The organism is Pseudomonas sp. 2(2015) (assembly GCF_000955865.1).
Taxonomy (GTDB): Bacteria; Pseudomonadota; Gammaproteobacteria; order Pseudomonadales; family Pseudomonadaceae; genus Aquipseudomonas.
In genome coordinates this window covers 233635-259137 of the sequence record NZ_JYOF01000002.1, presented here as the reverse complement: position 1 = coordinate 259137, position 25503 = coordinate 233635, and the positions used below count along the sequence as shown (strand labels likewise).

Sequence of the window (25503 nt, the reverse complement as noted above, 5' to 3'; positions counted from 1 at the left end):
GGCTTGCCAGCGATGGGGCCAATGCTGTCAGTACAAATCCACCGGATCGACATCCAGCGACCAACGCACCTGGCGCCCGGACGGCATCTGTTCCAACACTAGCAACCAGGCGCTGATCAGTCGATGCAAAGGTGCCCTGGCATTGGCCTGGAGCAACAATTGCGCACGAAACCGCCCGGCACGGCGTTCCATCGGCGCCGGTACCGGGCCCAGCAGTTCGATGCCGTGCAGGTTCTGTTCGGCCAGCAACTGCTCGGCGGCGCTGCAGGCTTCATCGAGAAACCCCTCGGCCTGCCCCGGCTTATGCGCTTCGGCGCGCAACAGCGCCAGGTGCGCGAAAGGCGGCAGGCCGGCGGCGCGGCGCTCGCTCAGGGCCTGCTCGGCAAAGGCGAAGTACCCCTGCTCGGTCAGTTGCACCAATAAAGGATGGTCGGCCAGGTGGGTCTGGATGATCACCTTGCCCGGCTCCTCGGCGCGCCCGGCGCGGCCGGCGACCTGGACGATCATCTGCGCCATGCGCTCGCTGGCGCGAAAATCGCCGGAGAACAGGCCGCCGTCGGCATCGAGGATCGACACCAGGGTCACCCGCGGAAAATGGTGGCCCTTGGCGAGCATCTGGGTGCCAACCAGGATGCACGGCTGGCCGCGCTGGATGGTGGCGAACAACTGGTTCATCGCATCCTTGCGCGAAGTGCTGTCGCGGTCGACCCGCAGCACCGGGTAATCCGGAAAAAGAATGCTCAGGCGCTCCTCGGCGCGCTCGGTGCCGGCACCCACCGGGCGCAGGTCGACTTTGTTGCACTGCGGGCACTGGCGCGGCACGCGCTCATCGTAGCCGCAGTGATGGCAGCGCAGCTCGTTGGAGCGCTGGTGCACGGTCATGCGCGCATCGCAGCGTGGGCATTCGGACATCCAGCCGCAGTCATGGCACAGCAGCGTCGGCGCAAAGCCGCGGCGGTTGAGGAACACCAGTACCTGCTGGCCGGCCGCCAGGGTCTGGCCGATGGCTTGCTGCATCGGCCCGCTGATGCCGCTGTCCAACGGCCGGCTCTTCACATCCAGGCGCAGGAAGCGCGGCTGCTGGGCGCCGCCGGCGCGCTGGTTGAGGCGCAGCAGGCCATAGCGGCCGCTGTGGGCGTTATGCAGGCTCTCCAGCGACGGCGTGGCCGAGCCCAGCAGGATCGGGATGTTCTCCTGGCGCGCGCGCACCAGCGCCAGGTCGCGAGCGTGGTAGCGCAGGCCTTCCTGCTGTTTATACGAGCCGTCGTGTTCTTCGTCGATGATGATCAAGCCGGGGTTTTTCATCGGTGTGAACAATGCCGAGCGGGTGCCGATGATGATGTCGGCCTCGCCGTCGCGGGCGGCCAGCCAGGCATCCAGGCGCTCGCGGTCATTGACCGCCGAGTGCAGCAGGGCGATGCGCGCGTTAAAACGCTGCTCGAAGCGCGCCAGGGTTTGCGGCCCCAGGTTGATCTCCGGGATCAGAATCAGCGCCTGCTTGCCGGCCTCCAGGGTTTCGCGGATCAGCTGCAGGTAAACCTCTGTCTTGCCGCTGCCGGTGACCCCGGCCAACAAGAAGGCATGAAAGCTGTCGAAGCCTGAGCGTACCGCATTGAAGGCGGTGCGCTGCTCGTCGTTGAGCGGCAGCTCCGGCTGCGCCAGCCAGTGTTCGTGGCGCTCCTGGGGCAAGTGGCGGCGCACCTCGACCTGCACCAGCTCCTTGGCCAGCAGCAGGTCGAGGCTGTCCTTGCTCAGCATCAGCTTGCTCAGCAGGGTATGGGCCACGCCATGGGGGTGCTGCGCCAGGGTTGCCAGGGCTTCGCGCTGGCGCGGCGCGCGGGCGATGCGCGGGTCGTCCAGGCGCGCGCCTGGGGCCACTTGCCAGAAGCGCTCCTGGCGCGCTTGCGCCGGTTCGCCCTGGCGCAGCAGCACCGGCAGGGCCCAGCTCAGGGTATCGCCGAGGCTGTGCTGATAATACTGCGCAGTCCACAGGCACAGCTTGAACAGTGCCGGCGGCAGCGGCGACACTGGATCGAGCAGGGCGATTGCGGGCTTGAGCTTGTCGGCCGGCACCTCGCTGGTGTCGCTGATCTCGATCAGGATACCGATCATCTCGCGTCGACCAAACGGCACGCGGATACGCATGCCCGGGGTCAGTGCCTGGCGCGCCATGCTTGCCGGTGCCCTGTAGTCGAACAGCCGCCGCAGGGGCGAGGGCAGGGCAAGGCGTAGAATGACGTCGGACACGCGAAAGGTTCTCTGCAGGGGGAATTCCAAGGTCCGGCGAGCCTAGCAGACGACCGCCGGTCTAAGCGACAACTTGCGTTGGCTGTTTGCTCTGGTATTATTCCGACCCTATTTTGCGTGCGGTATTCAACAATGGTGTTGAGTGGCGGCACGTCAGCACTGAGGAAACACCATGAAAGCCGATATCCATCCGGTATACGAAGCTGTAGAAGTTACCTGCAGCTGCGGTAACAAATTCGAAACTCGTTCGACTCTGGCCAAGGCCCTGCCGATCGACGTTTGCAACCTCTGCCACCCGTTCTACACCGGTAAGCAGAAGGTCCTGGACACCGGCGGCCGCGTACAGAAGTTCGCCGATCGCTTCGGCATGTTCGGTGCCAAGAAGTAAGATTGCGCGACGCTGGCCCGATGGGTTTGGCATTGCTGCTGAAAAAGGCGTCCCTCGTGGGCGCCTTTTTTATGGGCGCGATCTGGCAGTTGCCGGCCCTGGCATTCTGCGCGGCACCGGTCGATGCGCAGGTGGTCAGCGTGCGCCAGGTGGTCGATGGCGATACCTTGCGTCTGAATGATGGCCGCAGTGTTCGCCTGATTGGTATCAATGCACCGGAAATCGGTCGCAAAGGTCGCAGCAGTGAAGCCTTCGCCGAGGCTGCACGGCAGCGCTTGCAGGCCCTGGTCAAGGCCAGCGGCGGGCAGGTGGGGCTGGTTCCTGGCGTCGAGGCGCGGGACAAATATGGCCGTACTCTGGCGCATGTCTACGGCCGCTCTGGCGACAATTTCGAAGCACAACTGCTCAGTGAAGGCCTTGGCTACCGGGTTGCGGTGGCCCCCAACGTCGCGTTGGCCGGCTGCCAGGGTCAGGCCGAGCGCGCCGCTCGTCAGGCCGGCAAAGGCCTGTGGCGGCAATCGCCATTGACCCCGGCAAGCGCCGTGCGTCAGTCCGGTTTTGCCCTGATAAGTGGCAAGGTGATGGATATCCAGCGCAATCGCGGGGGTATCTGGATCGAAATCGACGATTCTCTGGTGCTTCAGGTGCCGGCACGCCTGCAGCGCAATTTCCCCTCTTCGTTCTTTACTGATCTGAAAGGTCGATCGATCGAAGCCCGCGGTTGGGTGCTGGATCGTTCCCGCAAAGGTGGCCTGAAGCCGGGACAGCAACGCTGGTTGCTGCCCCTGACCGATCCGTCGATGCTGGAAAGGGTCGAAAGATAAAAAATTGTCTACATTTTTTATTTCGATTGTACACATCGAAACCCTTGCAGGCCGTGGCTCTTGGCGGAAAGTCGTAGGTTAAAGGCCTTGACACAAGTGACCGGGCAGTCTTGTCGGCCCTTTGCTCTTTGCGTATCCTCGGCGGTCCGTCAGAACAGTAAATAGCGGAATGCCCACCATGTCAGATTTGAAAACTGCCGCTCTCGAATATCACGCTCAACCTCGTCCGGGGAAACTGAGCGTCGAGCTCACCAAACCTACCGCGACTGCTCGCGACCTGGCGCTGGCCTACAGCCCTGGCGTGGCTGAGCCGGTTCGCGAAATCGGTCGCGATCCGGAGCTGGCCTACAAGTACACCGGCAAGGGCAATCTGGTAGCAGTCATTTCCGACGGCACCGCCATCCTCGGCCTGGGTAACCTCGGCCCACTGGCCTCCAAGCCGGTCATGGAAGGCAAGGGCGTTCTGTTCAAGCGTTTCGCCGGTATCGACGTGTTCGACATCGAAGTCGACTCCGAGAGCCCGCAAGCCTTCATCGACACCGTCAAGCGCATCTCGATCACCTTCGGTGGCATCAACCTGGAAGACATCAAGGCGCCAGAGTGCTTTGAAATCGAGCGCGCGCTGATCGAACAGTGCGACATCCCGGTATTCCACGATGACCAGCACGGCACCGCGATCGTTACCGCCGCCGGCATGATCAACGCCCTGGAAATCGCTGGCAAAACCCTGGCCGACGCCAAGATCGTCTGCCTGGGCGCCGGTGCCGCCGCCATCTCCTGCATGAAACTGCTGGTGAGCATGGGCGCACAGATCGAGAACATCTTCATGGTTGACCGTACTGGCGTGATCCACGCTGGCCGTGACGACCTGAACCAGTACAAGGCGGTGTTCGCCCACGCTACCGACAAGCGCACCCTGGCTGACGCCCTGCAAGGCGCTGACGTGTTCGTCGGCCTGTCCGGCCCGAACCTGCTGAGCCCTGAAGGCCTGAAGTCGATGGCGCCGAACCCGATCGTGTTCGCCTGCTCCAACCCTGATCCAGAGATCTCCCCGGAGCTGGCCCACGCCACCCGTAACGACGTGATCATGGCTACCGGTCGTTCCGACTACCCGAACCAGGTCAACAACGTACTGGGCTTCCCGTTCATCTTCCGCGGTGCCCTGGACGTTCGTGCCAAGCGCATCAACGAAGAAATGAAGATCGCCGCCGCCAACGCCCTGAAAGACCTGGCCAAGCTGCCAGTGCCTAAGGAAGTCTGCGCAGCCTACGGCGTCGACGCCCTGGAATTCGGCCGTGAGTACATCATTCCGAAGCCAATGGACGCTCGCCTGATCACCGTGGTTTCCGATGCCGTGGCCAAGGCTGCGATCGAGACCGGTGTGGCGACCCTGCCGTATCCGAAGAACTACCCGCTGAAAAGCGTGGATGACGTGTTCAACGGCTAAGCTGTTGTAGCGTCATAACAAAAAGCCCCGGCTCGCGAGAGTCGGGGCTTTTTTGTGGCGGATCGTCTGTGGGTGGGTGTTGGCTTCATCGCTGGCAAGGCCAGCTCCCACAAAGAATCTGTGGGAGCCTCTGTCATCAGAACAGATCGATCGGCGCCGCTTCGTCTGCTGGCAGCGGGCTGCCTGGTGCGCTGCCGTTACCCAGCTCGTTGACCGACGGCGGCGTGTCTTCGGCCTTGAACAGCTCGAAGTAGGCGTTCGGCGTGCTTGGCGTCGCCGCCCGGCCGCTGACCGGATCGACGCGCAGGCTGAGGATGCCTTCCGGCTCGGCCGGGGCATGGTTGGGCTTGTCTTTGAGTGCAGCGCCCATGTAGCTCATCCAGATCGGCAGGGCCACGGTGCCGCCATACTCGCGGCGGCCGAGGGTTTCCGGTTGGTCGAAGCCGGTCCAGACGGTGGTTACGTAGTCGGCGTTGTAGCCGGAGAACCAGGCGTCCTTGGATTCGTTGGTGGTACCGGTCTTGCCGGCAAGGTCGGTACGGCCCAGGGCCAGGGCGCGGCGCCCGGTACCGCGCTTGATCACGTCCTGGAGCATGCTGGTGAGGATATAGCTGGTGCGCCCGTCAATGATGCGCTCGGCCACGGCCGGCGGCTGGGCGACGGCGGCGGCCGGATCGCTGGCCACGGTGCTCAGGCCTTCGCCCGGCAGCTGGGTGCTGATCGGCTGCTCGGGGGCGGCGATGCCGGCTTCGACCTGTTCGCTTTGCGGGACCCGTGGCGGGTTGGCAGTGAACAGGGTCTCGCCGTTGCGGCTCTCGATGCGTTCGATCAGGTATGGGCTGATCTTGTAGCCGCCGTTGGCAAAGGTGCTCCAGCCGGTGGCGATTTCCATCGGCGTCAGGGTTGCGGTGCCCAGGGCCAGCGACAGGTTGGGCGGCAGGTCCTGCTTGTTGAAGCCGAACTTGCTGATGTAGTCGATGGTCGGGCCTACGCCCATGGCCTGCAGCAGGCGGATCGATACCAGGTTGCGCGACTTGTACAGCGCCTCGCGCATGCGGATCGGGCCGAGGAAGGTGTTGGTGTCGTTTTTCGGCCGCCAGACCTTGTCCAGGTATTCGTCGACAAATACGATCGGCGCGTCGTTGACCAGGCTGGCGGCGGTGTAGCCGTTGTCCAGCGCGGCGCTGTACACGAACGGCTTGAAGCTCGAGCCCGGCTGACGCTTGGCCTGCATGGCGCGGTTGTAGTTGCTCTGCTCGAACGAGAAACCGCCGACCAGGGCGCGGATCGCACCACTGTTCGGGTCCAGCGATACCAGCGCGCTCTGCGCCCCCGGCACCTGGCTGAATTTGAGGCTGCCGTCGTCCAGGCGCTGCACGCGAATCAGGTCGCCGACCTGGGCAACGTCGGCAGGCTGCTGTGGTGCACGGCCCTGGCTGTTGGTGTTGAGGAACGGGCGGGCCCACTTCATGGTCTCCCAGGCCACCGACTCCTGGTTACCGGCGCGGGTCAGCACCTGCAGGCCGGTCTTGCTGACTTCGGTGACGATCACCGGCTCCAGGCCGCCCAGCGGGCGTTGCTTGCTCAGTTCCTGCAGCCAGGCGTCACGGGTCTTACCCGGGAAGCGCGACTCGGGGCCGCGGTAACCATGACGCTCGTCGTAGGCGGTGAGGCCGTTGAGTACGGCTTTGTTGGCGATTTCCTGCAGGTCGCTCGGCACCGTGGTGGTGACGCGGAAGCCTTCGGTGTAGGCATCGCTGCCGTAGCGGCCGACCATTTCGGCGCGGGCCATCTCGGCGATGTAGGGTGCGTTAACTTCTGGGGTCGGCACGTGGTAGCTGGCGTTGATCGGTTCGGCCAATGCTGTCTGGTAGCTGGCTTCATCAATTTTGCCGAGCTTGTACATGCGCCCCAGGATCCAGTCGCGGCGCTCTTTGGCGCGCACCGGGTTGGCCAGTGGGTTGAAGCGCGACGGCGCTTTCGGCAGGCCGGCGATCATCGCCATCTGCGCCAGGCTGACATCGCGGATCGACTTGCCGTAGTACACCTGCGCGGCGGCCTCGATGCCGTAGGCGCGGTTGCCCAGGTAGATCTTGTTGACGTACAGCTCGAGGATCTCGTCCTTGGTCAGTTCGCGTTCGATCTGCAGGGCCAGGAGAATCTCGTTGGTCTTGCGCGAGAAGCTGCGTTCGCTGCTGAGGAAGAAGTTCTTCGCCACCTGCATGGTGATGGTGCTGCCGCCGGTCTGGATGTGCCCGGACTTGAGCAATTGTGTTGCAGCACGCATCAGGCTGCTGGGGTCAACGCCGTAGTGATTGGCGAAATTGTCGTCTTCAGCCGACAGCAAAGCCTGGATGAAATGCGGCGGAATGTCGGCAAAACGGATGGGCGAGCGGCGCATTTCGCCGAACTCGGCGATCAGCTTGCCGTCGCTGCTGTAGACCCGCAAAGGGATCTGCAACTGGATGCTTCTGAGGGCCTCTACCGAGGGCAAGCTGGGGCTAAGATACAGAAATGCGCCGCTCAGACCGAGCACGAGCGCGCAGATGACTGCGACGAAAGACCACCAGAAGAACTTCAGCAGGCGTATCAAGGCTTTAGGGCGTCCAGATAAAAGAATGGGTTGCGCGCGGGGCCAGCGGACAAAGGATAAACGCTGGGCATTATAAGCATTTTTCAACTCGCCGCGTTACGCACGCGGCTGTCGCCAGCAAGGAAAAAACCAATGCTTGGACGCTTCGGCATGGATGCCGGTTCACTCCTGGGGGTAGAAATTGCCCCGCCGTCTATCCGACTGGTGCAATTGCACCGGCGCAAAGGCGCGTGGCGCGTGCGGGCCTGGGCGCTTGAACCGCTGCCTGTCGGGGCCATGCTCGACGGCTGGATTGCCGACCCTGAGGTGGTCGGCCTGGCCCTGAAACGCGCGCTGCAGCGCAGTGGCAGCCGCTGTCGGCAAGCCGCCGTGGCCTTGCCGGCGGCGCGGGCTATCAGCAAATCGATAAGCCTGCCAGCGGGTCTGGCCGATGCTGAAGTGGCTGCGCAGGTGCACGATGCCGCTGAGCAGTTCATTCCCTTCGACCTTGAAGACACCGCGCTGGATTACCGGCTGCAGGCGCCGGCTGGCGCTGATGCGGTGAGCGTTCAGGTCGCGGCCTGTCATCGCGGTTTGCTGGAAACACTTGAGGCCACCTTTGAAGTCGCCGGGCTCAATGCACGGGTGCTGGAGATCGATAGCCAGGCGCTGCGGCGTGCTCCGGCAGTAGCGCTCGACGCCGAACTGGACCACGCGGGCTCGAGCCTGAGCGTGGCCTGCGCCCTGGCCATGGGCGGCGTGCGACTTAATTTGTTGCCATGGCGCGAGCGCCGCCAGCGTCTGCGTACTCGAGGGTTTCAGGCAGGCTGTGCAAGTGTTGTGCTGCTGGTTGCCGTTGCCAGTGGTCTCATCGACCAGCATTTTCGTGGCGTCATGCAGCAGCAGTCGCTCAGCCCGCCCGGCGGGCAACTGGAGCCCGAGGCTTTGCGGCAGGAACTGAGGCAGTTGCAACGCTTGCAGGCTGGCCGGCATTTCGCCGTGGATGTCTTCGAGCAGGTTGAGCGGGCCATGCCCGATGGCGTGTACCTGACCGCACTGAGCCAGGAGCCAGCTGGGCTGAGGCTTGCCGGCATGGCCGGTTCGGCTGCCCTGGTTGCGGAACTGGCAGACCGCCTGAAGTCTTCATCCTTGATCAGTACTGCCGAATTGCAGCAGCTAAGTGCGGTCGAGGAGGGGCATGCGTTTGAGCTGGTAGCAGCCCTTGAGGTTGCACCTTGAGCTTCTGCGGTGTGCTGGCAAGTCGAGCCTGGCCAGTACAGGCGTTGATGCTGACGGGTTTGCTGGCGCTTCTGGCAGGCCTGGCTTACGCCGTGCATTTACGGCCGCTGATGACGCAGGCGGCGCTGATGGTCGATGCCTTGGCGCACGCCAACGCAGACAGCGTTGAGCCAACGGCCGAATTGCACAGCGGCTTGCAGCAAGCGCGCTGGCAATTGTCGGCAGGGAGCGCCGAGCCTGCCGTGTTCGAGTTGCTCTCCCGCCTGGCCGAGGCCCATGAAGTGGCCATTGAACAGTTGCAGGTAGTCCAAGCGTCGACCGCTGAGCATTACTTGGAACTGCCCGTGCAACTGCGCTTGCGTGGCGCCTTTTCGGCGCTTGCCGAATTTTTCGCGGACCTGGCCGCGCAGCCGCGGCTGATTACCGTGCAAGGGCTTTCGCTGAAGCCGGCCGATGCGCAGTTGCTGCACATGGAATTGCAGGTTCGCTCATACCAGCCTCGCTCGCAGCCGCAGTTGGCCCCTGGCGCGCAGCCACAGGCGGCGCAGCGACGGCCGGTTGCGATGCTGCGCAATCCATTCGCTCCATCTGCGCTGGCGGTGCAGGCCGATGTCTTGCAGCGCCTGGCGCTGGAGCAGCTGGAAATGGTCGGCAGCCTCGCCAGTCGCGGCGTGCGCTACGCGCTGATCCAGGCTGATGGCCGCGTGCATCGGCTGCAGGTCGGTGACCGCTTGGGTCGTGACCAGGGGCAGGTGGCCGAGATTGGCGAGCGCCATGTCGAGGTCATCCAGCAGGTTTTTGTTGCCGGCCAAGGCTGGCAAGCGCGGCGGCGAACTCTCGCCCTGCGCTGAAGGTGCCGACCAGGGAGGTCATCGATGGGCAAGGGAGCTGTGGTTGCGGTGCTGATAGGCTGTTGCCTGTCTGCCGGCGCGTTTGCGGGCAAGCAACTGTACGGCGGTGAGCCGCTGTCATTGAATTTTCAGGATGTCGAGGTGCGTACGGTACTGCAGGTGCTGGCTGATTTTTCCGGGGTCAACCTGGTGGCCAGTGATGCGGTGCAGGGCAAGGTGACCTTGCGCTTGCAGGATGTGCCCTGGGACCAGGCGCTGGAGCTGGTGCTGCGCAGCAAGGGCCTGGAGCAGCGCAAGAATGGCAATGTATTGCTGGTCGCACCGCTTGCCGAACTGGCCGGGTCCGCGCCGTCGCGGCGCGAGCTGATACCGATCCACCACGCCAGGGCCACCGATATCGCCGAGCTTTTCCACAGCCTGATGGCCCATGAGGCCGGCGGCGCCAGCCATGGTTCGCTAAGTGTCGATGAGCGCACCAACACCCTGGTCGCCAGCCAGTCGCCGGAACGTCTGGAAGAGCTGCGCAGGTTGATCGGCGAACTCGATGTGCCGGTACGCCAGGTCATGATCGAGGCGCGGATCGTCGAGGCCAACGTCGATTTTGAAAAGAGCCTGGGTGTGCGCTGGGGCGGCCAGGTGCAGCTGGGCAAGGGCTTGAGCCTGGGCGGTGGCGATACCTTCGTCGACCTTGGCGCGGACCGGGCATCGTCGAGTATCGGCTTTGGCCTGGTGCGCAACAGTGCGCTGCTCGACCTGGAACTGAGCGCCATGGAGCGCACCGGCAACGGCGAAATCATTTCCCAGCCCAAGGTCGTCACCGCTGACAAGGAAACTGCGCGGATCCTCAAGGGCACCGAGGTGCCGTATCAGGAAACCAGCGGCAGCGGCGCTACCTCGGTGACCTTCCGCGAGGCCTCGCTGTCCCTTGAGGTCACCCCGCAGATCACCCCGGACAACCGGGTAATCATGGTAGTCAAGGTGACCAAGGACGAGCCCGACTACCTCAACGCCCTGGATCACGTGCCGGCGATCCGTAAAAACGAGGTCAACGCCAAGGTGCGTATCAATGATGGTGAGACCATCGTCATCGGCGGCGTGTACTCGACGGTGCAAAGTAAAGTTGTCGACAAGGTGCCATTTTTCGGCGATGTGCCGTATGTTGGGCGGCTGTTTCGTCGCGATGTTCTACAAGAGAAAAAATCCGAGCTGCTGGTCTTCCTGACTCCGCGTATCATGAGTGACCAGGCGATTGCTGTGAGTCGTTGATTCTGTGCGAAATTTGATACTTGTGGGGCCGATGGGTGCTGGCAAAAGCACCATCGGCCGCCTGCTGGCCAAAGAGCTGCGCCTGCCGTTCAAGGATTCCGACAAGGAAATTGAATTGCGCACCGGCGCCAATATCCCGTGGATCTTCGATAAGGAAGGCGAGCCGGGCTTTCGTGACCGCGAGCAGGCGATGATCGCCGAGCTCTGCGCGTTCGATGGCGTGGTGCTGGCTACCGGTGGCGGCGCGGTAATGCGCGATGCCAACCGTCAGGCCCTGCATGCCGGCGGGCGAGTGGTGTACCTGCACGCCTCGGTCGAGCAGCAGGTCGGACGCACCTCGCGTGATCGCAACCGGCCGTTGCTGCGTACCGCCAACCCGGAGGCGACTTTGCGCGCGCTGCTGGAAGTTCGTGACCCGCTTTATCGCGAGATCGCCGATCTGGTGGTGGAAACCGACGAACGGCCACCGCGAATGGTGGTGCAGGATATTCTCGAGCGCTTGCAGAAGTTGCCGCCCCGTTAAGCCAGGACTATCCTCGGCGACCAGTCATGCCGTGACAGGGCACACCGTTATCGCGCGGTTCGAGCCATCGATGCCGCGCCTAGTTCATTGTGGGGACACATGCAGACACTAAAGGTCGAATTGGGCGAACGTAGCTACCCGATCTACATTGGCGAAGGCCTGCTGGATCAACCTGAACTGCTGGCGCCGCATATCGCTGGCCGGCAGGTCGCCATCGTGTCCAACGAGACTGTCGCACCCCTCTATCTCGAACGCCTGAGCAAGACCCTGGGTGCCTATTCGGTACTGCCGGTGGTGTTGCCCGACGGCGAGGCCTACAAGAACTGGGAAACCCTGCAGTTGATCTTCGATGCGCTGCTGACCGCCCGCCACGACCGCCGCACTACCGTGGTAGCGCTTGGCGGCGGGGTGATCGGCGACATGGCCGGCTTTGCCGCCGCCTGCTACCAGCGCGGCGTGGATTTCATCCAGGTGCCGACTACCTTGTTGTCCCAGGTCGATTCGTCGGTAGGCGGCAAGACCGGCATCAACCACCCGCTGGGCAAGAACATGGTCGGTGCCTTCTATCAGCCCAACGCGGTGCTGATCGACACCCGCAGCCTCAATAGCCTGCCGCCGCGCGAGCTGTCGGCGGGCCTGGCCGAAGTGATCAAATACGGCCTGATTTGTGACGAACCCTTCCTTGGCTGGCTCGAAGAGCATATGCAGGCCTTGCGCGGCCTTGACCAGGTGGCGCTGACCGAGGCCATTCGTCGTTCCTGCGCGGCCAAGGCTGCGGTAGTGGGCGCCGATGAGCGCGAGTCGGGCGTGCGTGCCACGCTGAACCTGGGCCACACCTTCGGTCACGCCATCGAGACCCACATGGGCTATGGTGTGTGGCTTCACGGTGAGGCCGTCGCGGCGGGCACTGTAATGGCCCTGGAAATGTCCATGCGCCTGGGCTGGATCAGCCAGCAGGAGCGTGACCGTGGTATCCGTCTGTTCCAGAACGCAGGCTTGCCGGTGGTGCCGCCCGCCGAGATGACCCCGGCGCAGTTCATGGAACACATGGCAGTAGATAAAAAGGTACTCGACGGTCGTCTGCGTCTGGTCCTGCTGCGCCGCATGGGCGAAGCGGTGGTCACCGACGACTATCCGAAAGAGATTCTTCAGGCCACGCTGGCCGCGGATTACCGCGCGATCGTGGCCCAGCTTTGAGGTTGATGAGCGTCCGATGACTAGTTTGCATGCCGACGAGGCCTTTCTCGGCCATTACCAGTTGAACCACGACCCCTTCGCTGCACGGGTGCCGGGTTTCAAATTCTTCCCAGCCCAGCGCAAGCCGGTACTCGGCCAATTGCACCACCTGGCCCGCTACAGCCAGTTGCTGCTGGTGGTCACTGGCCCTCAAGGCAGTGGCAAGACCCTGCTGCGCCAGGCCCTGGTGGCCAGCACCAACAAGCAATCGGTGCAGAGCGTGGTGGTTTCCGCCCGTGGCGCCAGCGATGCCGCCAGCCTGCTCGGCCAGGTGGCCCAGTCATTGGGCGTGGCCCAGGCTGAAGTCCCGGACATCCTTGCCCAGGTGGTACAACTGGCGCTGACCGGGCAGGAAGTCTATCTGCTGGTGGACGATGCGGAACAACTTGGCGAGTCGGCACTCCAAGCCTTGCTGGAGTTGGCGGCGGGTACCCCGGAAGGGCGTCCGCATGTCTTCCTGTTTGGCGAGCCGTCACTGATCGCCGGGCTGGAAGAGCTCAATGCCGAGCAGGAGCGCTTTCATGTCATCGAGCTTGAGCCCTACAGCGAAGAAGAAACCCGTGAATACCTCGAGCAGCGCCTGGAAGGTGCCGGGCGGGGCATCGAAGTGTTCAGCAGTGAGCAGATCGTTGATATTCACCAAAACTCTGACGGCTGGCCCGGGACTATCAACCAGGTTGCCCGCGATACCTTGATCGAAGCCATGATCGCCAGCCGGACCACGGCGAAGCGACCATCAATGGGGTTCAATATGCCGAAGAAACATGTGCTGGCGCTGTCTGCAGTTGTCGTGGTCGCCGTCGCGGCCGCCGTGCTGATGCCGAAGAAGGGTGATCAGGCGCCAACTGCCCCTGCCGAACAGGCGCAACTGCCGCTGGGCGAAGGTCAGCCAGGCAATGCCCAATCGAACAACGGCGGCCCGGCGATCGAATTCGCCGGCAATTCGCAGCCGATGCCACTGCCGCTGGTAGGTCAGTCGCAACCGGTCATGCGTGGCCCGCTGGCCGAGTCTACCGGCATGGGTGAAGGCGAAGAGTCGACGCCAGCCGGCGAAACCGCGCTGCAGCCGTCTACTCCGCCGACCGTCACCACTATCGCGCCACCGGCAGGTGTCACCGCTGGCCCCGCACCAACCCCTGCGCAACCGGTTGCACCTGTGCAGCAGTCGGTAGCACCTGTTGCCAGCAAGCCGGTTGCTCCTGCAGCCAAGCCTGCGCCAACCCAGGTTGCAACCGCCAAGCCTGCGCCCAAGCCTGTCGAGAAGCCGGCCGCCAAGCCCGCAGCCGGTGGTAGCTGGTACGCCGGGCAGAAGCCGGGCAATTATGTCGTGCAAATCCTCGGCACCAGCTCCGAAGCATCGGCCCAGGCCTACGTCAAGGCTCAGGGTGGCGACTATCGCTACTTCAAGAAAACCCTGCAGGGCAAGCCGCTGTACGTCATCACCTACGGCAACTTCGCCAGCCGTGATGCCGCCCTGGCTGCAATCAAGGCCTTGCCAGCCAAGGTCCAGGCTGGTAAACCTTGGCCTCGTACCGTCGCCAGCGTCCAACAAGAACTGGCCTCGACCCGCTGATATAGCCTGGTGGCACTACCCCCGCCACCTGCTGAGCGACTCCTGAACATCGGTCAAGCCTGCTGCGTACTGCGCGGCAGGCTTTTCTGTCCCAGACTGCCGGCCACAAGCCGTTCTTGCAGTCCAGGCTGAAACGCTTCAGACTCAAGCCATGCCGTTACCACGGCGCACGCTTAAAAACATTCAAAAATGCGACATGGACTTACGGCAATTCGTCGTAAATTTGTGGGCTTCCCTGTCGCTGTGCAACAATGGCTCCCCTATTGCCCCCGCAAAGCTGGCATTCGTTCGGCGTGGATGGTAAGTGGTTGTACTAAAAAAAGATTTGCCTTGGTGAGAGGCGAACCTGGTGAGAAAGTGTCTATGAAAACAGGTCTGTACCATCCCGAAGAATTCAAGGATAACTGTGGTTTCGGCCTGATCGCCCATATGACGGGCGAACCCAGCCACCACCTTTTGCAAACGGCCATCCAGGCCCTGACCTGCATGACCCACCGCGGTGGGATCAACGCCGACGGCAAGACCGGCGACGGTTGCGGTCTGCTCATGCAAAAGCCCGATCAGTTCCTGCGTGCCGTGGCCCGCGAACAGTTCGCCACTGAGCTGCCCAAGCAATATGCGGTCGGCATGGTGTTCTTCAATCAGGACAACGCCAAGGCTGAAGCCGCGCGCGCCAACATGAACCGCGAGATCCTCGCGGCCGGCCTGCAACTGGTGGGCTGGCGCAAAGTGCCGATCGACACCAGCGTCCTCGGCCGCCTGGCCCTGGAGCGCCTGCCGCAGATCGAGCAGGTGTTCATTGGCGGTGAAGGCCTGAGCGATCAGGAATTCGCGATCAAGCTGTTCAGTTCGCGTCGTCGCTCTTCGGTGGCCAACGCCGCCGACACCGACCACTACATCTGCAGCTTTTCGCACAAAACCATCATCTACAAAGGCCTGATGATGCCGGCGGACCTCGCCGCCTTCTATCCGGACCTCAGCGACGAGCGCCTGCAAACCGCGATCTGCGTGTTCCACCAGCGCTTCTCCACCAACACCCTGCCGAAATGGCCGCTGGCGCAACCGTTCCGCTTCCTCGCCCACAACGGCGAGATCAACACCATCACCGGTAACCGCAACTGGGCCCAGGCGCGGCGCACCAAGTTCGCCAACGACCTGATCCCGGACCTCGAAGAACTCGGCCCGCTGGTCAACCGCGTCGGTTCCGACTCCTCGAGCATGGACAACATGCTCGAACTGATGGTCACCGGCGGCATCGACCTGTTCCGCGGCGTGCGCATGATCATTCCGCCGGCGTGGCAGAACGTCGAGACCATGGACGCCGACCTGCGCGCGTTCTACGAATACAACTCCATGCACATGGAAGCATGGGACGGCCCGGCCGGCGTGGTACTGACCGAAGGCCGCCATGCGGTGTGCCTGCTCGACCGCAACGGCCTGCGCCCGGCGCGCTGGGTCACGACCAAGAACGGCTACATCACCCTGGCGTCGGAAATCGGCGTATGGGATTACAAGCCTGAAGACGTAATCGCCAAGGGCCGGGTCGGCCCGGGGCAGATCTTTGCCGTGGACACCGAAACCGGGCAGATCCTCGACACCGATGCCATCGACAACCGCCTCAAGTCGCGCCACCCGTACAAGCGCTGGCTGCGCCAGAATGCCCTGCGCATCCAGGCCGACCTCAGCGATGACCAGGGCGTGGCCAGCTACGATGCTGACCAGCTTAAGCAGTATATGAAGATGTTCCAGGTCACCTTCGAAGAGCGTGACCAGGTGCTGCGTCCGCTCGGCGAACAAGGCCAGGAAGCGGTCGGCTCGATGGGCGACGACACGCCGATGGCGATTCTTTCGCAGCGCGTGCGTTCGACCTACGACTACTTCCGCCAGCAATTCGCCCAGGTCACCAACCCGCCGATCGACCCGCTGCGTGAAGCGATCGTCATGTCGCTGGAGATCTGCCTGGGCGCCGAGCGCAACATCTTCCAGGAATCCCCAGAGCACGCCTCGCGGGTGATCCTCAGCTCGCCGGTGATCTCGCCCGCCAAGTGGCGCTCGCTGATGAACCTCGACCGCCCCGGCTTCGAGCGTCAGTTGATCGACCTCAACTACGTCGAGAGCCTGGGCCTGGAAGCGGCGGTGCGCAACATCGCCGATCAGGCCGAAGAAGCCGTGCGCAGCGGCAAGACCCAGCTGGTGCTGAGCGACCGCCATATCGCCCCGGGCAAACTGCCGGTGCATGCCTCGCTGGCCGTCGGTGCGGTGCATCACCGCCTGACTGAACTGGGCTTGCGCTGCGACAGCAACATCCTGGTGGAAACCGCCACCGCCCGCGACCCGCATCACTTTGCCGTGCTGATCGGCTTCGGCGCTTCGGCGGTGTACCCGTATCTGGCCTACGAAGTGCTGGCCGACCTGATCCGTACCGGCGAAGTGCTCGGTGATCTTGAAGAAGTCTTCAAGTACTACCGCAAGGGCATCTCCAAGGGCCTGTTGAAGATCCTCTCGAAGATGGGCATCTCGACCGTCGGTTCCTACCGGGGTGCACAGCTGTTCGAAGCCGTCGGCCTTTCGGAAGAGGTGGTCAACCTGAGCTTCCGTGGCGTTGCCAGCCGCCTCAAGGGCGCACGCTTCGTCGACATCGAGAATGAGCAGAAGCTGCTCGCCGCCGAAGCCTGGAGCGCGCGCAAGCCGATCCAGCAGGGTGGCCTGCTGAAGTTCGTCCATGGTGGCGAGTACCACGCCTACAACCCGGACGTGGTCAACACCCTGCAGGCCGCCGTGCAGCAGGGCGACTACGCCAAGTTCAAGGAATACACCGCACTGGTCGACAAGCGTCCGGTGTCGATGATCCGCGACCTGCTCAAGGTGAAAACCCTGGAGCAGCCGCTGGAGTTGAGCGAGATCGAACCGCTGGAAGCGATCCTCAAGCGCTTCGACTCGGCCGGTATCTCCCTCGGCGCGCTGTCGCCGGAGGCTCACGAAGCTCTGGCCGAGGCGATGAACCGCCTGGGCGCGCGCTCCAACTCCGGTGAGGGCGGCGAAGACCCGGCCCGCTACGGCACCATCAAGAGCTCGAAGATCAAGCAGGTGGCCACCGGCCGCTTTGGCGTCACTCCCGAGTATCTGGTCAACGCCGAAGTGCTGCAGATCAAGGTTGCCCAGGGCGCCAAGCCGGGTGAAGGCGGCCAACTGCCAGGCGGCAAGGTCAACGGCCTGATCGCCCGGCTGCGTTACGCCGTGCCTGGCGTGACCCTGATTTCGCCTCCGCCGCACCACGACATCTACTCGATCGAAGACCTCTCGCAGCTGATCTTCGACCTCAAGCAGGTCAACCCGCAGGCGCTGGTCTCGGTCAAACTGGTGGCAGAAGCCGGTGTTGGCACCATCGCCGCCGGCGTGGCCAAGGCCTATGCCGATCTGATCACCATCTCCGGCTATGACGGTGGCACCGGCGCTTCGCCGCTGACCTCGATCAAGTACGCCGGCGCGCCGTGGGAACTGGGCCTGGCCGAAACCCATCAGACCCTGCGCGGCAACGATTTGCGCGGCAAGGTCCGGGTGCAGACCGACGGCGGCCTGAAAACCGGCCTCGACGTGATCAAGGCGGCCATCCTCGGCGCCGAAAGCTTCGGTTTCGGTACCGCGCCGATGATCGCCCTGGGCTGCAAATACCTGCGTATCTGTCACCTGAACAACTGCGCCACCGGCGTCGCCACCCAGAACGACAAGCTGCGCAAGGATCACTACATCGGCACCGTCGACATGGTGGTGAATTTCTTCACCTACGTCGCCGAAGAAACCCGCGAGTGGCTGGCCAAGCTGGGTGTGCGCAGCCTCGGCGAGCTGATCGGGCGTACCGACCTGCTGGAAATGCTCCCCGGCGAAACCGAGAAGCAGAAACACCTGGACCTCAGCCCGTTGCTGGGCAGCCCACACGTGCCGGCCGACAAGCCGCAGTTCTGCGAAGTCGACCGCAACCCGCCGTTCGACAAGGGCGTGCTGGCCGAGAAGATGGTCGACATGGCCCTGCCGGCCATTCGCGACCTGTCGGGCGCCGAGTTCGAGCTGGACATCTGCAACTGCGACCGCTCCATCGGCGCGCGGATCTCCGGCGAAATCGCCCGTCTGCACGGCAACCAGGGCATGGCCAAGGCACCGATCACTTTCCGCTTCAAGGGCACTGCCGGGCAGAGCTTCGGGGTGTGGAACGCCGGTGGCCTGAACATGTACCTCGAAGGCGATGCCAACGACTACGTCGGCAAAGGCATGACCGGTGGCAAGCTGGTGATTGTGCCGCCTGCGGGCAGCCCGTTCGCCACCCAGCACAGCGCCATCATCGGTAACACCTGCCTGTATGGTGCCACGGGCGGCAAGCTGTTCGCCGCCGGTACCGCGGGCGAGCGCTTTGCCGTGCGCAACTCCGGTGCCCACGCGATTGTCGAGGGCACGGGCGATCACTGCTGTGAGTACATGACCGGTGGCTTTGTCTGCGTTCTGGGCAAGACCGGCTACAACTTCGGCTCGGGCATGACCGGTGGTTTTGCCTACGTGCTGGACATGGACAACAGCTTCGTCGACAAGCTCAACCACGAACTGGTCGAGATCCAGCGCATCAGCGGCGAGGCCATGGAGGCTTATCGCAGCCACCTGCAGCGCGTGCTGGCTGAATACGTCGAAGAAACCAACAGCGAATGGGGTCGTGAGCTCTGGGAAAACCTGGACGATTACGTGCGGCGCTTCTGGCTGGTCAAGCCGAAGGCGGCCAACCTGAAGAACCTGCTGTCCAGCACCCGTGCCAACCCGCAGTAGCGGCAAGCGGCAAGCCTCAAGCTGCAAGTTCAAAGCAGTACGAGGTTTGCCGGCCCACGTGATCGTCTTGCAGCTTGCAGCTTGAAGCTAGCAACTGCGGTAAAGAGGTATTGAAAATGGCTGAACGTCTCAGCAATGACTTCCAGTTCATCGAGGTCGGGCGCAAGGATCCGAAGAAGAAACTGTTGCGTCAACGCAAGAAAGAGTTCGTGGAAATCTACGAACCCTTCAAACCCCAGCAATCGGCCGAGCAGGCCCACCGCTGCCTGGGTTGTGGCAACCCGTACTGCGAGTGGAAGTGCCCGGTGCACAACTTCATCCCCAACTGGTTGAAGCTGGTTTCCGAAGGCAACATCCTCGCCGCCGCGGAGCTGTCGCATCAGACCAACACCCTGCCGGAAGTCTGCGGCCGGGTGTGCCCGCAGGACCGCCTGTGCGAGGGTGCCTGTACCCTTAACGACGGCTTCGGCGCGGTGACCATCGGTTCGGTGGAGAAGTACATCACCGACACCGCCTTCGCCATGGGCTGGCGCCCGGACATGTCCAAGGTCAAGCCGACCGGCAAGCGCGTCGCCATCATCGGCGCCGGCCCGGCCGGCCTGGGCTGCGCCGACGTACTGGTGCGCGGCGGGGTAACCCCGGTGGTGTTCGACCGCAACCCGGAAATCGGCGGCTTGCTGACCTTCGGCATCCCCGAGTTCAAGCTGGAAAAGACCGTGCTGAGCAATCGCCGCGAAGTCTTCACCGGCATGGGCATCGAGTTCCGTCTCAATACCGAGGTGGGCAAGGATGTCAGCATGGAGCAACTGCTCGAGGAATACGATGCGGTGTTCATGGGCATGGGCACCTACACCTACATGAAGGGCGGCTTCCCCGGTGAAGACCTGCCGGGCGTGCACGATGCCCTGGACTTCCTGGTGGCCAACGTCAACCGCAACCTGGGCTTTGAAAAGTCGCCGGAAGATTTCGTCGACATGAAGGGCAAGAAGGTCGTGGTCCTCGGTGGTGGCGACACGGCGATGGACTGCAACCGCACCTCCATCCGCCAGGGCGCCAAGGCCGTGACCTGTGCCTACCGTCGTGACGAGGCGAACATGCCCGGCTCGCGCAAAGAGGTGAAGAACGCCAAGGAAGAGGGGGTGAAGTTCCTCTACAACCGCCAGCCGATCGCGATCGTCGGGGAAGACAAGGTCGAAGGTGTGAAGGTGGTCGAGACCCGTCTCGGCGAGCCGGACGCCCGTGGCCGCCGCAGCCCCGAGCCGATCCCGGGTTCCGAAGAGATCATCCCGGCCGATGCCGTGGTCATCGCCTTCGGTTTCCGTCCGAGCCCGGCGCCGTGGTTCGAGCAGTTCAGCATCCAGACCGACAGCCAGGGCCGCGTGGTGGCGCCGGAGAAGAACACCTACAAGCACCAGACCAGCAACCCGAAGATCTTCGCCGGTGGCGACATGGTCCGCGGTTCCGACCTGGTGGTGACGGCGATCTTCGAGGGGCGCAATGCCGCCGAGGGGATCTTGGATTACCTGGGCGTCTGAAACAGCTTCGCGGGACAAGCCCGCTCCTACAGAACCTGTGTAGGAGCGGGCTTGACCCGCGATGAATTCAACAAAATCTATTGACCTGTCACAAGTCGATAGACAAAAGGCACGGTTGATACCGTGCCTTTTACGTTGGGCTCTGAGAAAATGCCCCCACTTTTTTTCCGGATGCCGACATGACTGCCTTGAAGAACGATCGTTTTCTGCGCGCCCTGCTCAAGCAACCCGTAGACGTCACCCCGGTGTGGATGATGCGCCAGGCCGGCCGCTACCTGCCGGAATACCGCGCCAGCCGCGCCAAGGCCGGCGACTTCATGAGCCTGTGCATGAACCCGCAGTTTGCCTGCGAGGTCACCCTGCAGCCGCTGGACCGCTACCCGCTGGACGCCGCGATCCTGTTCTCGGACATCCTCACCATCCCCGACGCCATGGGCCAGGGCCTGTATTTCGAAACCGGCGAAGGCCCGCGCTTCAAGAAGGTCGTCAGCACCCTGGCCGATATCGAGGCGCTGCCGATCCCTGATCCGCAAAAGGACCTGGGCTACGTCATGGACGCGGTCAGCACCATCCGCCGCGAGCTCAACGGCCGCGTGCCGCTGATCGGCTTCTCCGGCAGCCCCTGGACGCTGGCCACCTACATGGTCGAAGGCGGCTCGTCGAAAGACTTCCGCAAGACCAAGGCCATGCTCTACGACAATCCGCAGGCCATGCACCTGCTGCTCGACAAACTCGCGCAGTCGGTCATCAGCTACCTCAACGGGCAGATCCTCGCCGGCGCACAAGCGGTGCAGATCTTCGACACCTGGGGCGGCAACCTGTCGGCGGCGGCCTACCAGGAGTTCTCCCTGGCCTACATGCGCAAGATCGTCAGCGGCCTGATCCGCGAGCACGAAGGGCGCAAGGTGCCGGTCATTCTCTTCACCAAGAACGGCGGCCTGTGGCTGGAAAGCATCGCCGATGCCGGCGCTGATGCCCTGGGCCTGGACTGGACCTGCGACATCGGCGAAGCGCGCCAGCGCGTCGGCAGCAAGGTTGCCCTGCAGGGCAACATGGACCCGACCGTGCTGTACGCCAAGCCAGAGGCCATTCGTGCCGAAGTCGGGCGCATCCTCGCCAGCTACGGCAAGGGCAGCGGTCATGTGTTCAACCTTGGCCACGGCATCACCCCCGAGGTTGATCCGGAGCACGCCGGCGCGTTCATCAACGCTGTGCACGAGCTGTCGGCGCAATACCACTAGTAGGCGCGGGCTTGACCCGCGATTGCGACCTGACTGAACCAGCGCAATCGCGGGGTAAGCCCGCTCCCACAGCCATTAAGGTTCAATTCAGCCTGCCTGGGTAATCTGGCTCCATCGAAACCCAGACAGGATCTTCACCATGAAAACCCGTTACCTCGCTCTGCTGCTTGCCCCGTTGTTCAGCACCGCTGCCCTGGCCGCCGGCTACACCGGCCCTGGCGCCCAGTCGGTGACCACGGTGGCCGCCGCTAACGACGCCGCTGACGACACCCCGGTTGTGCTGCAAGGCTACGTCATCAAGAAAGTGAACAACGATGACAAGTACGAGTTCAAGGACACCACCGGCACCATCACCGTCGAGATCGATGACGAAGACCTGCCGCCGGTGGCCTTCAACGACAAGACCAAGGTCAAGCTGACCGGAGAAGTCGAAAAGCACCTGATGAGCCGTGAAGTGGATGTTGATCTGGTTGAAGTGATCAACTGATCCAGTGGCAGGCCAGCTCCTGTGGGAGCCGGCCTTGCCGGCGATGGGCCGCGCAGCGGCCCTGAGCTCAAGCCTTGGCCGGCAACCGGCTCAAGTGCACTGCCACCAGCAACGCCACCACCAGCAAGCTGCTGATGAACAGGCCGATGCCGTTCCACCCCGCCTGATGCCAGAACACCCCGCCCGCTGTACCCGCCACACTCGACCCCGCGTAGTAACTGAACAGGTACAACGACGACGCCTGGCCCTTGGCCTTGGTCGCCCGGCGGCCGATCCAGCTGCTGGCCACCGAATGCGCGCCGAAAAAGCCGAAGGTGAACACCAGCATGCCGACGATAATCAGCGCCAAGGGGCTGAGCAGGGTCATCAACAAGCCGCTGAACATCAGCAAAATGGTTGCCCAGAACACCTTGCGCCGGCCCAGCTTGTCGGCCAGGGCGCCGATCTGCGCCGAGCTGTAGATGCCCGACAGGTACACCACCGACAGCAGCCCGACCAGCGCCTGGCTCATGTGATAGGGTTCGGCCAGCAGGCGATAGCCGATGTAGTTGAACAGGGTGACGAACGCGCCCATCAGCAGGAAGGCTTCGAGGAACAGCCACGGCAGGCCAGCATCGCGAAAGTGCAGGGTGAATCCATCAAGCAGGCTGCGCGGGTGCAGCGAGCGCGGGCGGAAGTTGCGCGATTCGGGGAGGATCTTCCAGAACACCGCCGCAGCAATCAGCGCCAGGCCACCGATCACCAACATCGCCGTGTGCCAGCTGACAAAGTCGATCAGCACCCCGGTGATCAACCGCCCGCTCATGCCGCCGATGGCATTGCCACCGATGTACAGGCCCATGGCCAGGCCAATGTGCTGGGGGTGGATCTCTTCGCTCAGGTACGTCATGGCTACCGCCGCCAGGCCGCTGAGCGACAACCCGAGCAGCGCGCGGGTCAGCAGCACGCCCTGCCAGCTGGGCATCAGGGCGCTGACGATGGTGCACAGCGCGGCGCAGAACAGGGCGAAGACCATCACTGGCTTGCGCCCGATGCGGTCGGAAATCGGCCCGGTGATCAGCAGCCCGAAGGCCAGCATGCCGGTGGACACCGAGAGGATCAGGCTGCTCTGCGCGGCACTGATGGAAAATTCCTGCGACAGCAGCGGCATCATTGGCTGTACGCAGTACAGCAGGGCAAAGGTGGCAAAGCCGCCGCAGAACAGCGCCAGTACGGTGCGCAAAAAGGCCGGGGTGCCTTTTTCGATCCAGCTTTCATTGAGGGTGGCGACGATTTCGTCGAGCGGAGCAGGCGGCAATTCGTGGGCGTGTGGCGCAACAGCAGTTTTCACGGGTGACCTCGGGGGCGCTACGGCCTGTCAGGCAGTGAAAAAAGCATATAGCTGGCTAATGATCATTTCCAATATATTGTTCGACCTGTTTAAGAGGTTTTACGACCTATTGGAGCCGCCATGGAATTGCGTCACCTGCGCTACTTCATTGCCGTCGCCGAAGAGCTGCATTTTGGCCGGGCGGCGCAGAACCTGGGGATCTCCCAACCACCGTTGAGCCAGCAAATCCAGGCCCTGGAGCAGGAGCTGGGGGCGCGCCTGTTCGAGCGTACCAATCGTCGGGTCGAGCTCAGCGAGGCCGGGCGGCTATTCCTTGAAGAGGCACGGCTGGTACTGGCGCAGGTCGACAAGGCCGCCGATGTCGCCCGGCGCGCGCAATTGGGCGAGCTGGGCGAGATGAAGATCGGCTTCACTTCGTCGGCGCCGTTCAATTCGAGCATCCCCAAGGCCATTCACGCCTTTCGCCAGCGCTTCCCGGCCGTGCACCTGAACCTCAAGGAAATGAGCAGCCGCGACGTGGCCGATGCCTTGCTCGACGAGTCGATCGAAGTCGGCCTGATGCGGCCGTTGGCGTTGCCCGAGAGCCTGAATGCCGTCGAGCTGTTTCGCGAGCCGCTGGTGGCGGTGATCAATGCCGCTCACCCGTTGGCCGAGGGCAGCGAAGCCGGGGTGCACATGGCCGAGCTGGCCCACGAACCCTTTGTGTTTTTTCCGCGTAGCTACGGCAGTGGCCTGCATGCGCAACTGCTGAGCCTGGCACGTCAGGCCGGGTTCAGTCCGCATTTTGCCCAGGAGGCGGGGGAGGCGATGACCATCATCGGCCTGGTGGCTGCGGGGTTGGGGGTATCGGTGTTGCCGGCTTCGTTCCAGCGCATGCGTATCGATGGCGTGGTGTACCGGACCTTGCTCGACGACGACGCGGTGACGGCGGTATGGCTGGTGCAGCGCCGCGCTGCGCCGTCGGCGATGGCCAGGGCGTTTGCCGAGCTGTTGACCCGGCAAGCCCTGTAACGCAGCTGAGTTACTGGACCTTGGCCAGGTCGCCCTTCAGTGCAACGCCCGCCATGACTGCGCCGGCGTGGCATTCGTAGGTGGTGGCGTCCTTGCGCTCGTTGCGCTTGTAGTAGCTGCTGATGTTGGTCACGGCGTTGGCGCCGACCTTGCGCGCGGCGTCCTGCATGGTCAGCAGCGCCGATTGCAGGGCCCATTCGCAGGCTGCTTCATCAGACTTGTTGAAAGCGTTGGTCTTCTTGTTGGTGATCGCCGCCGGGCTGACCACGGTGACCTTGCCTTTTGGCTGCACGCCGGCCAGGTAGAACTTCACCGAACCGTCGAGCTTGTTCTCGGCGGTCATCTGCGCCACGACTTTCTCGAACGGCAGGTAGTGAGTGGTGTCGCGAGCCTGGCTCAGGCCGGGCAGGGCGCAGAGCAGCAAAGTGGCGGTGGCGGTCCAGGTTTTCAGACGCATTGTGTCGTTCCTTGATTATTTGACAGTGTTCGAGTGCTGTTCGTTGATGGCGCGTTGCACCATGTTTTGCGCTTCCATCCTGTTCAGCTCTTGCAGGATGCTTTTGTCGAGGTTGTTCACCCAGCGGTTGTAATTACGGTGAATCTTGCCGTTCTTGTAACCTAGCTCGCGGCTGTCGCGGTAGTTGATGCGAAAGTTGCTGACGCTGTAGCGGATGTCGATGGCGGCATAGAAGGTATTGCGCACCAGGATGTCGGCCTGGATCAGGTTCGGGCTGACCGTGCGTGCGGTCCAGCCGCGCTCGGCGACGGCCTTGAGGATGGCCTGCTGCACTTGCTCGTGGCTGTAGTTGTGGCCGACCACAAGTTGCTCTTGCGGGGTCAGTACCGGCTTTGAGGTACAGCCAGCCAGGCCCGCCAGGGCCAGGCCGAGGACAGCGGCGCGAATCAATGAAGACATTCCTTTCT

General features: G+C 63.2%; 19 protein-coding genes. 14 read left to right on the top strand and 5 right to left on the bottom strand.

What is annotated here, in order from left to right:
• Positions 1-27: 27 nt before the first annotated feature.
• Positions 28-2247, bottom strand: a complete 2220-nt coding sequence (locus UB48_RS02730) for a primosomal protein N' (RefSeq protein ID WP_045193956.1) — start codon at positions 2245-2247, stop codon at positions 28-30.
• 172 nt (positions 2248-2419) lie between these two features.
• Between UB48_RS02730 and rpmE the strand changes: the two genes are divergently transcribed.
• From rpmE to UB48_RS02715, 3 genes are all read left to right on the top strand, one after another.
• Positions 2420-2635: a 50S ribosomal protein L31 gene (gene rpmE, locus UB48_RS02725; protein WP_010222223.1), complete on the top strand. Its 216-nt coding sequence runs from the start codon at positions 2420-2422 to the stop codon at positions 2633-2635.
• Between the two features lie 2 nt (positions 2636-2637).
• Positions 2638-3459, top strand: coding sequence for a thermonuclease family protein (locus UB48_RS02720; RefSeq protein ID WP_045193955.1), 822 nt, complete (start codon positions 2638-2640; stop codon positions 3457-3459).
• Between the two features lie 178 nt (positions 3460-3637).
• Complete coding sequence (locus UB48_RS02715) at positions 3638-4906, top strand: malic enzyme-like NAD(P)-binding protein (RefSeq protein ID WP_045193954.1); 1269 nt, start codon at positions 3638-3640, stop codon at positions 4904-4906.
• 136 nt (positions 4907-5042) lie between these two features.
• On the opposite strand, the gene UB48_RS02710 is transcribed toward UB48_RS02715, so the two are convergent.
• Positions 5043-7496 carry a penicillin-binding protein 1A gene (locus UB48_RS02710; RefSeq protein WP_177329133.1) on the bottom strand — a complete coding sequence of 818 codons (2454 nt, stop codon included), beginning with the start codon at positions 7494-7496 and terminating at the stop codon, positions 5043-5045.
• 135 nt (positions 7497-7631) lie between these two features.
• Between UB48_RS02710 and pilM the strand changes: the two genes are divergently transcribed.
• The 10 genes from pilM to UB48_RS02660 all read left to right on the top strand — a co-directional run bounded on the left by pilM (position 7632) and on the right by UB48_RS02660 (position 22238).
• Positions 7632-8717, top strand: a complete 1086-nt coding sequence (gene pilM / locus UB48_RS27025; RefSeq protein ID WP_052676458.1) for a pilus assembly protein PilM — start codon at positions 7632-7634, stop codon at positions 8715-8717.
• A complete protein-coding gene (locus UB48_RS02700) occupies positions 8714-9568 on the top strand; it encodes a pilus assembly protein PilP (protein WP_156160159.1) in 855 nt (284 codons plus the stop codon). The genes pilM and UB48_RS02700 overlap by 4 nt, the downstream gene beginning before the upstream one ends.
• A 24-nt stretch (positions 9569-9592) precedes the next feature.
• Positions 9593-10834 carry a type IV pilus secretin PilQ gene (locus tag UB48_RS02695; RefSeq protein WP_045193951.1) on the top strand — a complete coding sequence of 414 codons (1242 nt, stop codon included), beginning with the start codon at positions 9593-9595 and terminating at the stop codon, positions 10832-10834.
• Between the two features lie 4 nt (positions 10835-10838).
• Entirely contained in the window at positions 10839-11357 is a 519-nt protein-coding gene (gene aroK / locus UB48_RS02690; RefSeq protein ID WP_010222231.1) for a shikimate kinase AroK, read from the top strand.
• Positions 11358-11456: 99 nt separating this feature from the next.
• Positions 11457-12554, top strand: coding sequence for a 3-dehydroquinate synthase (gene aroB / locus UB48_RS02685; protein ID WP_010222232.1), 1098 nt, complete (start codon positions 11457-11459; stop codon positions 12552-12554).
• Between the two features lie 16 nt (positions 12555-12570).
• Complete coding sequence (locus tag UB48_RS02680; protein WP_045193950.1) at positions 12571-14166, top strand: SPOR domain-containing protein; 1596 nt, start codon at positions 12571-12573, stop codon at positions 14164-14166.
• Positions 14167-14529: 363 nt separating this feature from the next.
• Positions 14530-18975: a glutamate synthase large subunit gene (gene gltB, locus UB48_RS02675; RefSeq protein WP_045193949.1), complete on the top strand. Its 4446-nt coding sequence runs from the start codon at positions 14530-14532 to the stop codon at positions 18973-18975.
• Positions 18976-19091: 116 nt separating this feature from the next.
• Positions 19092-20510, top strand: coding sequence for an FAD-dependent oxidoreductase (locus UB48_RS02670; RefSeq protein ID WP_045193948.1), 1419 nt, complete (start codon positions 19092-19094; stop codon positions 20508-20510).
• Between the two features lie 179 nt (positions 20511-20689).
• A complete protein-coding gene (hemE, locus tag UB48_RS02665; protein ID WP_045193947.1) occupies positions 20690-21751 on the top strand; it encodes a uroporphyrinogen decarboxylase in 1062 nt (353 codons plus the stop codon).
• A 139-nt stretch (positions 21752-21890) separates the two neighbouring features.
• Positions 21891-22238 carry a YgiW/YdeI family stress tolerance OB fold protein gene (locus UB48_RS02660; protein WP_038997632.1) on the top strand — a complete coding sequence of 116 codons (348 nt, stop codon included), beginning with the start codon at positions 21891-21893 and terminating at the stop codon, positions 22236-22238.
• 67 nt (positions 22239-22305) lie between these two features.
• Here UB48_RS02660 and UB48_RS02655 read toward each other — a convergent pair whose 3' ends face one another.
• A complete protein-coding gene (locus UB48_RS02655) occupies positions 22306-23568 on the bottom strand; it encodes an MFS transporter (protein WP_045193946.1) in 1263 nt (420 codons plus the stop codon).
• Between the two features lie 120 nt (positions 23569-23688).
• Here UB48_RS02655 and UB48_RS02650 point away from each other — a divergent pair, with 120 nt between their 5' ends.
• Positions 23689-24579: a LysR family transcriptional regulator gene (locus tag UB48_RS02650; protein WP_045193945.1), complete on the top strand. Its 891-nt coding sequence runs from the start codon at positions 23689-23691 to the stop codon at positions 24577-24579.
• Positions 24580-24589: 10 nt separating this feature from the next.
• On the opposite strand, the gene UB48_RS02645 is transcribed toward UB48_RS02650, so the two are convergent.
• A complete protein-coding gene (locus tag UB48_RS02645; protein ID WP_045193944.1) occupies positions 24590-25036 on the bottom strand; it encodes a hypothetical protein in 447 nt (148 codons plus the stop codon).
• A gap of 15 nt (positions 25037-25051) precedes the next feature.
• Complete coding sequence (locus UB48_RS02640) at positions 25052-25495, bottom strand: hypothetical protein (RefSeq protein WP_045193943.1); 444 nt, start codon at positions 25493-25495, stop codon at positions 25052-25054.
• Positions 25496-25503: the final 8 nt, after the last annotated feature.

Bases quoted from the DNA above. Each gene is read 5' to 3' on its own strand.
- UB48_RS02715 (WP_045193954.1), top strand. From the start codon at position 3,638: ATGTCAGATTTGAAAACTGCCGCTCTCGAATATCACGCTCAACCTCGT.
- UB48_RS02670 (WP_045193948.1), top strand. From the start codon at position 19,092: ATGGCTGAACGTCTCAGCAATGACTTCCAGTTCATCGAGGTCGGGCGC.
- pilM (WP_052676458.1), top strand. From the start codon at position 7,632: ATGCTTGGACGCTTCGGCATGGATGCCGGTTCACTCCTGGGGGTAGAA.
- rpmE (WP_010222223.1), top strand. From the start codon at position 2,420: ATGAAAGCCGATATCCATCCGGTATACGAAGCTGTAGAAGTTACCTGC.
- hemE (WP_045193947.1), top strand. From the start codon at position 20,690: ATGACTGCCTTGAAGAACGATCGTTTTCTGCGCGCCCTGCTCAAGCAA.
- UB48_RS02650 (WP_045193945.1), top strand. From the start codon at position 23,689: ATGGAATTGCGTCACCTGCGCTACTTCATTGCCGTCGCCGAAGAGCTG.
- UB48_RS02660 (WP_038997632.1), top strand. From the start codon at position 21,891: ATGAAAACCCGTTACCTCGCTCTGCTGCTTGCCCCGTTGTTCAGCACC.
- UB48_RS02680 (WP_045193950.1), top strand. From the start codon at position 12,571: ATGACTAGTTTGCATGCCGACGAGGCCTTTCTCGGCCATTACCAGTTG.
- UB48_RS02645 (WP_045193944.1), bottom strand. From the start codon at position 25,036: ATGCGTCTGAAAACCTGGACCGCCACCGCCACTTTGCTGCTCTGCGCC.
- gltB (WP_045193949.1), top strand. From the start codon at position 14,530: ATGAAAACAGGTCTGTACCATCCCGAAGAATTCAAGGATAACTGTGGT.
- UB48_RS02640 (WP_045193943.1), bottom strand. From the start codon at position 25,495: ATGTCTTCATTGATTCGCGCCGCTGTCCTCGGCCTGGCCCTGGCGGGC.
- aroB (WP_010222232.1), top strand. From the start codon at position 11,457: ATGCAGACACTAAAGGTCGAATTGGGCGAACGTAGCTACCCGATCTAC.
- UB48_RS02695 (WP_045193951.1), top strand. From the start codon at position 9,593: ATGGGCAAGGGAGCTGTGGTTGCGGTGCTGATAGGCTGTTGCCTGTCT.